The organism is Cryobacterium sp. MLB-32 (genome assembly GCF_000738085.1).
GTDB lineage: Bacteria > Actinomycetota > Actinomycetes > Actinomycetales > Microbacteriaceae > Cryobacterium.
This window is the reverse complement of the sequence record NZ_JPRS01000102.1, coordinates 1-10,084: the sequence shown is the minus strand read 5'-3', so window position 1 is coordinate 10,084 and position 10,084 is coordinate 1. Positions and strand designations below refer to the sequence as shown.

11 protein-coding genes are annotated in these 10,084 nt (G+C 62.3%); 7 read left to right on the top strand and 4 right to left on the bottom strand.

The window, feature by feature from the left end; genetic code table 11:
• Positions 1–800: acyltransferase (locus tag JF66_RS11420; protein WP_156109756.1), on the top strand; the 800-nt coding region annotated here is incomplete at its 5' end.
• A 113-nt stretch (positions 801–913) separates the two neighbouring features.
• Here the strand turns inward: JF66_RS11420 and JF66_RS11415 are convergent.
• The 3 genes from JF66_RS11415 to rfbB all read right to left on the bottom strand — a co-directional run bounded on the left by JF66_RS11415 (position 914) and on the right by rfbB (position 3,969).
• Positions 914–2,056 (bottom strand): glycosyltransferase family 1 protein, encoded by a 1,143-nt coding sequence (locus tag JF66_RS11415; RefSeq protein ID WP_035878018.1) that lies wholly within the window; start codon positions 2,054–2,056, stop codon positions 914–916.
• Positions 2,053–2,904: a dTDP-4-dehydrorhamnose reductase gene (gene rfbD / locus JF66_RS11410; RefSeq protein ID WP_035878015.1), complete on the bottom strand. Its 852-nt coding sequence runs from the start codon at positions 2,902–2,904 to the stop codon at positions 2,053–2,055. The genes JF66_RS11415 and rfbD overlap by 4 nt, the downstream gene beginning before the upstream one ends.
• Positions 2,905–2,979: 75 nt before the next feature.
• Positions 2,980–3,969 carry a dTDP-glucose 4,6-dehydratase gene (gene rfbB, locus JF66_RS11405; protein WP_035878011.1) on the bottom strand — a complete coding sequence of 330 codons (990 nt, stop codon included), beginning with the start codon at positions 3,967–3,969 and terminating at the stop codon, positions 2,980–2,982.
• Positions 3,970–4,162: 193 nt separating this feature from the next.
• On the opposite strand from rfbB, the gene JF66_RS11400 reads away from it, so the two are divergent.
• The 4 genes from JF66_RS11400 to JF66_RS11385 all read left to right on the top strand — a co-directional run bounded on the left by JF66_RS11400 (position 4,163) and on the right by JF66_RS11385 (position 7,928).
• Entirely contained in the window at positions 4,163–5,140 is a 978-nt protein-coding gene (locus tag JF66_RS11400; RefSeq protein WP_051973450.1) for a class I SAM-dependent methyltransferase, read from the top strand.
• 51 nt (positions 5,141–5,191) lie between these two features.
• Positions 5,192–5,800, top strand: coding sequence for a dTDP-4-dehydrorhamnose 3,5-epimerase family protein (locus tag JF66_RS11395; protein WP_035878008.1), 609 nt, complete (start codon positions 5,192–5,194; stop codon positions 5,798–5,800).
• A gap of 4 nt (positions 5,801–5,804) precedes the next feature.
• Positions 5,805–6,668: a glucose-1-phosphate thymidylyltransferase RfbA gene (rfbA, locus tag JF66_RS11390; protein ID WP_035878007.1), complete on the top strand. Its 864-nt coding sequence runs from the start codon at positions 5,805–5,807 to the stop codon at positions 6,666–6,668.
• A gap of 87 nt (positions 6,669–6,755) precedes the next feature.
• Positions 6,756–7,928 (top strand): polysaccharide pyruvyl transferase family protein, encoded by a 1,173-nt coding sequence (locus JF66_RS11385; RefSeq protein ID WP_035878005.1) that lies wholly within the window; start codon positions 6,756–6,758, stop codon positions 7,926–7,928.
• Positions 7,929–8,211: 283 nt separating this feature from the next.
• Here JF66_RS11385 and JF66_RS11375 read toward each other — a convergent pair whose 3' ends face one another.
• Positions 8,212–9,120, bottom strand: a complete 909-nt coding sequence (locus JF66_RS11375; RefSeq protein ID WP_231556387.1) for a glycosyltransferase family 2 protein — start codon at positions 9,118–9,120, stop codon at positions 8,212–8,214.
• 56 nt (positions 9,121–9,176) lie between these two features.
• On the opposite strand from JF66_RS11375, the gene JF66_RS23620 reads away from it, so the two are divergent.
• Positions 9,177–9,671 (top strand): ABC transporter permease, encoded by a 495-nt coding sequence (locus JF66_RS23620; RefSeq protein WP_197059397.1) that lies wholly within the window; start codon positions 9,177–9,179, stop codon positions 9,669–9,671.
• Positions 9,671–10,012 (top strand): ABC transporter permease, encoded by a 342-nt coding sequence (locus tag JF66_RS23615; RefSeq protein ID WP_197059396.1) that lies wholly within the window; start codon positions 9,671–9,673, stop codon positions 10,010–10,012. The genes JF66_RS23620 and JF66_RS23615 overlap by 1 nt, the downstream gene beginning before the upstream one ends.
• The last annotated feature ends 72 nt before the right edge of the window (positions 10,013–10,084 follow it).

Below are 10,084 nucleotides of genomic sequence, written 5' to 3'. Positions count from 1 at the left end.
ACACGGTGATGTTTTTGCAGTCCACGGGGGACCAGATCACGGTCGGTCCGTTCCTGGAATCCACGCCTTTACTTTTTCCCCTGCTGTTGATTCCACAGGCATGGACTCTTGTCCTCGAGCTGACCTTTTATCTCCTGGCGCCTTTCCTCGTGAAACTGCGATCGAGTGTTTTGATCGGTATCGTGATCACCGCCCTGGTCGCCAAGTATGTCGTCGCGGGTGCCATCCTCAACCTGGAAGACCCGTGGACTTATCGCTTCTTCGGATTCGAAATTGCCTTCTTCCTGATCGGCGTACTTCTGTTCCGATATACGTCGAGCCGAGGTGCTTCGGTGGATCGAGTGCCGCGCAAGCTCAGGGCGGGGATCGTCTTCGGCGGTCTCGCTGGGATCTTCCTCGTCGCCCCACGCCTGTTCGGCTGGGCTACCGGTGTGAGCCCGTTCATGGCCCACTACGTGGTCCCCCTCGTGCTGGTCGTCGCTATCGGGGCAACGATCCCCTCACTGTTTGCTCTGACAAAGCGGTGGAAGTGGGACGCCAAGCTGGGGGCGTATTCCTACCCGATCTATCTGTCGCACCTGCTCGTCGTCGGTGGCTTCCAAATGCTGGTTGGTAAGCCGTGGATGACGCAGAACCCGGTCGCCATCTTTGGCCTTTTGCTTGTTGCTGTTGTCGCCGTCGCGTGGCCGCTTGTGCGGACCAGCGTCTTGGTCGATGCCCTGAGGGCGAGAGTTCGAACGCCAACAAACTCAGCGGTACGTGCCAGAGAACCCGAGCCTGACTCGGTGACGCGCCCCTGAGAGCCGTGTGGAACGGGCTCACCTGCCCGCCTGATAGTGGCGGTCAGCCGACTCCTCCCCAGCACGCATAAATCCCATTCGTCAAGACGGGCGTCGCTGAATCTCCGTGGTCGCTAGAGGTCGGCGTGCAGCTGCCAGACGCGTTCGGCCGAGTCCCGCCAGCTGAAGGCTTTGGACCGGTCGCTCCCAAAGATGCGCAGGCGTTGCTCCAGCTCAGTGTCGGTGAGCACCCGCGTCATGGCGGCGGCCAGACGCTCGGAGTAGCCAACGGCATCCGCCAACGGAACGACGAGTCCGGCGTCGCCGGCGGCCTCCACGAGGGCGGGTGCATCGGAGTGCACGACCGGGGTACCGAGGTGGAAGGCCTCGATGATGGGAAGCGCAAAGCCTTCTTCGCGGCTCGGGTAGACGAACAGCGACGCGCGCGCGATGACAATGGCGAGGTCTTCGTCGCTCAGCCCCGACATGGCGCGTACACGACCGGGCTCGAGTCCGGCCTCGTCAGCCACAGAAGCGATGTCGAGCTCACCCCACGACTCGGGGCCGATCACGATGAGGGGAAGATCCGGAGCGCCGGGAAGCCCCATGGCCGTGATGAGGGAGGTGACGCCCTTGCGCGGATCGAGCGAGCCGGTGGTAACGATGTAGTCCTTGGGCAGTCCCAAGGCGGCCACACGGCCCGATACGAGCGAATCCAAGGGGAGAACCAGCCCGCGGCCGACGGCGCCGCCGATCACGCGGATGCGGTCGCCGAAGTCTGCAATGTCGGCGAGCTGCGCGGCCACCGCGTGGCTCGGCACCACAACTGCGTCCGCGTGCTTGCGGGCGCGCTTCACCATGGCCTTGGTCCAGCCCACGGTTGCCGTGGTGAGAGACTCCGGATGGGTCCACGCGAGAACGTCGTGGATGGTGACGGCGATCTGTGTGCCGTCGTTCAGTCGATCGTGCCGGCGCATGGGAGCCAGCAATGACGGCGCGTGGATCATGCCCGTTCCCGCGGAGGCGGTGACGCCCAGGCTCCACGCGGCGGCGAGCTCCCGGCGCGCGAGCGCCGTCTTGTGCAGGGATGCGAGGCCCGGTAAGGCCGCGTCGATCTTCTCGTACTGGGCGGGGGGAGACGAGGAAACGATGCCCTCCACCTCGCATCCGGCCGGCGCGGTCGCAATGAGCGCGCGCGTGAGCTCTTCGGAGTAGCGGCCGATCCCCCCAGGAACGGGCGCGACCATCTGATCGACGACGACACGAAGGGTGATCATTCTGTTCCAAAAACTCCGGCCGCGGCGGCGTCGGTGAGCGCCTCGCGCCATGGGCGCATCGGCTCAAGCCTGGCAGCGAGCCACGCGTCGTGACCCAGAACCGAGTAGGCCGGCCGCGGAGCCGGACGCACGAACGCCGAGCTGTCGGTGGGGAGCACTCGCTCGGGGTCGAGTCCGGCCGTTTCGAAGATCGCTCGCGCGAAGTCGAACCAGGTGGTCTCGCCGGAGTTGGTGCCGTGATAAATGCCGGCCGGGGCATCCGCATCGAGCAGGTACACGATCTGCGCGGCGAGGTCACTCGTCCAGGTGGGCTGGCCGAACTGGTCGTTCACCACGGTGACGGTGTCGTTCGTGCCGGCCAGGCGCAGCATGGTCTTGGCGAAGTTCGGGCCGTGCTGGCCATAGAGCCACGCCGTGCGCACAATGTACGTGGCCGGCGCGTTCTTGGCGAGCACGAACTCCTCACCGGCGGCCTTCGTGCGGCCGTAGGCGCTGATCGGGTCGAGCGGCGTGTTCTCGGCATAGGGAGCGGTGGCGCTACCGTTGAACACGTAGTCCGTCGACACCTGCACAAGCCGCACGCCGGCCACGTGCGCCGCGACCGCCAGATTCTTGGCGCCCACCGCGTTCACGGCATACGCCGCATCCTCGTTCGTCTCGGCGTCGTCAACCTTGGTGTAGGCGGCGGCGTTGATCACCACGTCCTGGCCTTCCACGGCGGCCGTGACGGCATCCATGTCGGTCACGTCGAGGTTCTCGCGACCCAGGGCCGTGACCGTGTGTCCGGCCAGGGCCGTTTGCAGGTCGCGGCCGAGCATGCCCGACGCTCCGGTGATCAAGTACTTCATATGCTCCCCTAAGATTTTTGTGAAACCGCCAGCTGCGACGGTACCGCGAAAGTCGGCACCCCGGCAGCGGCCGTGTTAGTTGTCGAGGGCGGCGCGAGCCTTGAGCGGCTCCCACCAGCTGCGGTTATCGCGGTACCACTGCACCACGTCGGCGAGGCCCTGCTCGAACGGAACCTCGGGCGCGTAGCCCAGCTCTGCCTGAATCTTCGAGATATCCACCGAGTAGCGCAGGTCATGTCCGAGGCGGTCGGCGACGCGGTCCACGTACGACCAATCCTTGCCGGTCGAGTCGAGGAGCATCTGGGTGAGCTCCTTGTTGGTGAGCTCGGTGCCGCCGCCGATGTTGTAGATCTCGCCGGCGCGGCCGTTCACGAGCACCATGGCGATGGCGCGGGTGTGGTCGTCCACGTGCAGCCAATCGCGGATGTTGTTGCCCTCGCCGTAGAGAGGCACGTGCAGGTCGTCGATCAGGTTGCTGACGAACAGCGGAATGACCTTCTCGGGGAAGTGGTACGGGCCGTAGTTGTTCGAGCAACGTGTAATCGACACGTTGAGGCCGTGGGTGCGGTGGTAGCTGCGGGCGAGCAGGTCGCTGCCGGCCTTGGACGCCGAATACGGCGAGTTGGGCTCGAGCGCGCGTTCTTCGTTCCATGAGCCCTCGGCGATGGAGCCGTACACTTCGTCGGTGGAGACGTGCACGAAGCGCTTGAGGTTGTTGCGCAGGGCCGCGTCGAGCAGCTGCTGCGTGCCAAGCACGTTCGTCTCCACGAAGATCGAGGCGTCGCGCACGGAGCGGTCCACGTGCGACTCGGCGGCGAAGTGTACGACCGCGTCAATGTCGGGGAACAGCGTGTCGAGCAGCTTGCCGTCGCGGATGTCGCCGTGCACGAAGGAGTACCGCGGAGAATCGGCGATGGGTGCCAGGTTCTCCAGATTTCCGGAGTATGTGAGTGCGTCGAGCACTACGACCTCGGCGCCTTCCAGGCCCGGGTACGTGTCTTCAATCGTGCGGCGAACAAAATTCGAGCCGATAAAACCGGCGCCGCCGGTGACGAGGATCTTCATAAGGAGGTAACCGTTCCGTTTGCTTCAATGGCCTCGGCGATCATACCGTGGCCAGCCGGGGGGTTCGTCTGAGCGCCGCTGGCTCCCGCGCCGGAGAGTGCGGCAGTGGTCCTCGTCGGGCTGTGGCATTAAGCTGCACTGAACTGAGGCGCCGGCAGTATTCCGAATGTTTTGAGCACGCAAGGGAGTCCACATGCAGAGTTTGAGCGACACCACTGATTCGGCGGATTCACGTTCGGCCTGGGTCGGCGCCTGTTCCTACTGGAAGCCGACTCACCTCACGACCTCGGCGTGGCTGGGTCACGCCCCCTTTGGGTTTTGGCTCGTCGACGCCATCCGGCCCCGCTCGATTGTGGAACTCGGAACGCATTTCGGCTTCTCCTACTTCGTGTTCTGTGAAGCCGTCGCTCGGTTGGGGATCAATACCCGGGCGTACGCCCTCGATTCCTGGCTCGGAGACGACCAGGCGGGGCTCTACGGCGAGGACGTCTTTGACTCGGTCGCAGCAATCAACGCGGCCGACTACGGGGAATTCTCCACCCTGCTCCGTGGCTACTTCGACGACTCGCTCGCCGTGATCGCCGATGGCAGCGTTGACCTGTTGCATATCGACGGACGTCACGGGCTTGAAGACATCACACACGATTTCGCGGCCTGGCTCCCCAAAATGTCCGACCGGGGTGTCGTGATTTTTCACGATATCGCTGAACATCAGGAGGGATTCGGCGTGTGGAAGTTCTGGGAGACGGTGTCTGACCAGTACCCGTCATTTGCCTTCACGCACTCCCATGGTCTGGGTGTTCTGGGCGTCGGGAGCAACCTGCCGTCGACGATGCAGGCGTTCTTTGTCGCTGGTGCCGAATCGCCGGAGCGTGTGCGGTCGACCTATGGGCAGCTTGGGGCAGATATTGATGAGCTTGCGGCCCTGCATGACCGTTCCCGGCAGGTGGACGAGGTCACGCGGCGGCTTGGCGTCAAGGACGACGAAATCCACGAGATTCAGGAGGAAATGAGTCGGCTGCAGAGCGAATTCCCCGATGTTCGCGCCCGGTTGGCAGCAGCCGAAGCCTTATCAACGGGGCTGCTCCAGCAACTCGATGAGCTCCGGTCGAGCACGAGTTGGAAGGCCACGCGCCCGCTGCGAGCCCTTGGCGCGCGACTGAAGTCATAGCCGCACCAGGTGTCACGATTCCCGCTGAGGCCAATTGGTAGACTTCCGAGCGTGCAGATTCGCGAACTCTCCATCCCAGACTCCTACGAGATCACCCCGAAGCAATTCGGTGACGACCGGGGGGTCTTCCTTGAGTGGTACCGCTTCGACAAGCTGGAGGAAAAAGTCGGGCATTCGCTCGACCTGGCCCAGGCCAACACCTCGGTCTCCAAACGTGGCTCAGTTCGCGGAATTCACTTCGCCGACATTCCGCCGAGTCAGGCAAAATATGTCACTGCTGTTCACGGAGCTGTGCTCGACTACATCATCGACATTCGCCTGGGGTCGCCGACGTTCGGCAAGTGGGACAGCGTACTGCTCGACGACACCGACCGTAAGGCGGTCTACATTGCCGAGGGCCTCGGACACTGCTTCGTCGCGCTGACAGATAACGCGACGGTGAGCTACCTGGTGAACAGCACCTTCAACCCGGGCCGCGAACACGGAATCAACCCGCTCGATAAGGAGATCGGCCTGGTCTTCCCGCCCGAGGCCGGTGAACTTTTGCTGTCGCCCAAAGACACGGATGCTCCGGGCCTCTCGGCCGCAGCGGCGGCCGGTCTGCTGCCCGAGTGGGCTGCCGCCCGGGCATACTATGACTCACTGAACGACAGGAAATAGGGCCATGCGCGGAATCATCCTCGCCGGCGGTTCGGGCACGCGCCTGTGGCCGATCACCAAGGGCATATCGAAGCAACTGATGCCCATCTATGACAAGCCCATGATCTACTACCCCTTGTCGACGCTCATGATGGCGGATATCAAGGAGATCCTCATCATCACGACCCCTGAGTACAACGAGCAGTTCCGAGCGCTGCTCGGCGACGGATCCGATCTTGGCATCCGCATCGAGTATGCCGTTCAGCCGTCACCGGATGGTCTCGCGCAGGCCTTCATCATCGGAGAAGAGTTCATCGGCGACGAGAGTGTTGCCCTCGTGCTGGGGGACAACATCTTCCACGGCGCGGGCCTCGGCTCGGCGCTGCGCGGCAATGCGGAGATCGATGGGGCGCGCATATTCGCTTATCACGTGAGTAACCCCACGTCGTACGGTGTCGTCGAATTCGACGAATCAATGACCGCGGTCTCGATCGAGGAGAAGCCGCCGAAGCCCAAGAGCAACTATGCCGTCCCCGGACTGTACTTCTATGACAATTCGGTCGTCGAGATCGCCAAGACCATCAAACCCAGCGCTCGCGGGGAACTCGAGATCAGCACGATCAATGAGCGTTATCTGGAAAATGGCACGCTTCACGTCCAGATTCTCGATCGCGGTACCGCCTGGCTCGACACGGGCACGTTCGAATCGATGATGCAAGCCTCTGAGTACGTGCGCGTGATCGAAGATCGACAGGGCTTCAAGGTCGGCTGCATCGAGGAGATCGCCTGGCGTGCCGGCTGGATCAACGACGCTGAACTCGCTGTTCTTGCTGCGCCGCTGCTCAAGAGCGGCTACGGCCGATACCTTGCGGGCCTCGTCAACACGTAATACCTGTACACGTCCCCCGTCAGGAGTGGTGACTAGACTGTCTTAACCCCCCTAATGGGGGTCATCAGTGAGTGACAGGAACACCGCATGACCACGTCCGCAACGACTCCAACGGTTGTGCTCATCGGCGCATTCGAACGTGACAACTTCGGGGATCTCCTCTTCTACCAGCTCACGAAGACTTATCTGGGTGAGCGGGGCATCGTGGCCGGCTCCGTCATCGGAGCCGACATGCGGAGCCTGCTGGGCACCCAGGTGTACCCCCAGAGCGACTTGCTTGCTGCCCGTGCCTGGGATGCCGTGTGGGTGGTCGGCGGTGAGGTCGGAGGGGTCACGACCGAGAATGCCCTGGCAATGTCGTTGCCCGAGGTCGAGGGAGCGATCTTCGACGCTGCCAGCACCATGGGCAGAACGGCGCTCTCGCGCTTCCTCTCCGACAGTGCTCCGGTGGACCCTGCCTACCTCCCCGTGCTGTCGCGGTTTCCCCTGAACGAGCAGACACCGCTGATTCTCAATTCGGTCGGCTTGGGGAACATGGCAGCGGAGGGCAGTGGCCCCGAGGCTGATACGGCGATCGCTGTCCTGCGCGGTGCATCCGCCGTGAACGTCCGGGACACGTCATCGCAGGACTTTGCTCACAGCGTCGGCGTATCGACGCGGCTCGCACCCGACATCGTGCACTCCATCTCGCTGCATCATCCTGAGCTTCGGTGGGAGCATGTCCCCGCGCACAGTCCCTATTTCATTTTTCAGGCAAGTACGACCGTCATCGCGAAATACGGCGTCGAGAACGTCGCGCGTGCCATCGTGAATCTTGCCGTGCAGACCGGGTGGAGGCCCGTTCTCTTGCTCGCAGGACTCGCACGGCACCATGACAGCCCACATCAATACGAGCAGGTCGTCCAGGAAATCAAACGCCACTCACCTCACCTCACGCCGGCGGTGCTGGCAACGAGGAAGCCGCTTGAGTTGGCCGCGTGGATAGCTCAATCACAGCTGTGGCTCGGAACGTCCCTGCACGGTCGAATTATCGCGAATTCCTTTCTGCGACCACGCGTGAGCCTTGAAAACCTCAAGGTCACGCACTACGCACAGACATGGGACCGAGAATTCCCCGTCAGCGTGCCGCTTGATCAGATCGGCGAGGCTGTGTCCGCGGCCGTGATTGCCGCGGCCCTGCCGGCGAATTCGGCCGTGTCACTCGAACTGGCCCAGGCGTCACGACGCGCAACCGAGCACTTAGTGACGGAGTACCTGTGAACGAGCGACTGGACGGCTACGTGGATACCAATCAAGTGGCGCGGCAACGGGCGATGATGTTCGAGATTGTGGGGGACTACGAGGCGGCCAGTGAGCAGTGCAGGCGAGGCCTGGCCCTGGCAACGGAGAGAGTCCGCAATCTCGAGGCCCAAGTGGAGGACGACCGGTGCTCCGTGAGGGCGCTCCGGTCGGAGATTGCGACGATGAAGGGCAGCAAGTCCTGGCGAATGACTCGACCCTTGAGGGCACTTGTCGGGGCCCTGCGCCGCGTCCTCAGGCGTACCTAGCGTGACGAGCGGCGTGACTCGATCGCCGAGCGGAGGCCCAAGCCGACTTTCAGAGCAAACCGCACGGGCCAGAGAACTGCTCCGGAGTACTTTTTGAAGAGGAATTTTTGGGCACTGTCGTGATGCGCCTTGATCATTCGCGCCGATTCGTCGCGGGTTGAGGTGGAGTGGGCGCCGGTGTGCACGACGATCGCTGCCGGCTCATAAACGTTTCGCAATCCGAGCTTTCCGATGCGGTATCCCAAATCGACATCCTCGAAGTACATGAAGTAGCTCTCGTCGAAGCCGTTGAGCTCATCCAGCACCGACCGTCTCACCATGAGACATGCGCCCGAGAGCCATCCGGCATCGCGACGAATCACATCCCCGTCTGTTTCCCTGCGGTACGTCCGCGTCCAGGGATTGGCGGGCCAGACGTTGGCGAAAATTGCGTGACCCACGCCCGAGCGCAGGGATGGCACGGTTCGGGCGGAGGGATACACTTGGCCGTCAGCCGACAGGATCCGAGGTCCGACAGCGGCGATGGATGCCGTAAAACGTCCCGCGTCGAGCAACACATCGATGGACCCGCGATTCAGCGTCACATCGGGGTTGCTGATCACAACCCAATCGATCTCCGGCCCCAAGCTGCGAACGGCCTCGTTAATAGCGTGGCCGTAGCCCCGATTGGACGGTAGAGGCAGGTATGTGGCCCCCGCGTCGCGGGCCAAATCGGCCACCATACCGGAATCCGGTGAGGGCTTATTGTCGGCGACGACGATTTGCAGAGGTACCTGGGAAGCCTCAACGACCGAGGCGAGAAACGGACCAAGCACATCATCAGACCCATAGCTGACGGTCACCACAGCCACACGCGGCGTGCGCGATGATGGGTTCTGGGCGTTGGACATACGACTCCCAATCATAGTTCTAGGCTAGATTGACTTGCGGCCACCCCCGGCCGGCTACCCAGTGAGGCTACATGCGATACCTAAAGGAAGTTCTCGAGTCGAGAGAGCTCCTGGCCAATCTCACCCTGCGTGAGATTCGCGGTCAGTACAAACGCACCATTTTCGGCCAGCTGTGGTCCTTGGTGAACCCACTCGCTTCCATGTTGATCTACACGCTCGTGTTTGCGTTCATTCTGCGAGTGCAGCCCGAACCTGGTGATCCCAGCGGCTTGAATATTTTTGCCGTGTGGTTGTTGTGCGGACTTCTCCCGTGGACGTTCTTCTCGAATGTGGTCCAGCAGGGCATGGGATCGATTCTCGGCAATGTCGGCCTGGTGCAGAAGGTCTATTTCAGCCGTATCGTGCTCCCGTTGTCCAAGGTGGGATCGGTCGGCTACAACTGGCTGTTCGAAATGGGGGTGCTCGTCGTAGTCCTGGCGCTCGTTGGCGCATTCGTCTGGCCGTGGCTCCCGCTTGTGCTCGTGACGATGATCCTGCTGGCTATTTTTGCTGCCGGACTTGCCTGATGCTTGCCGTCGCCAACGTCCACTTCCGGGACACGCAGTATTTCGTGTCGATCGGAATGCAGATCTGGATGTACCTGACGCCCATCATCTATCCCATCAGCCTTGTTGCGGTGCAGTCGGAGAAATACGGGCCGCTCCTCGGCACCTCCGTTACCATCCTCGATATATACGAAGCAAATCCGCTGGTGCGTTTCGTTGCCGTATTTCGCCAGTTGCTGTACGACAACCGATGGCCCGATCCGCAGGATTTCCTGCTGTGTGTGATCTGGGCATTTGCGGCATTTGTGATTGGTCTCTGGATATTCCGCCGGAGTGAGAAAGGACTGGCCGAAGCACTATGAGTGATGTTGCCGTGCACATTGACCAGATCAGCAAGAAGTTCCGGTTGTACCACGAACGAAATCAGTCGATTA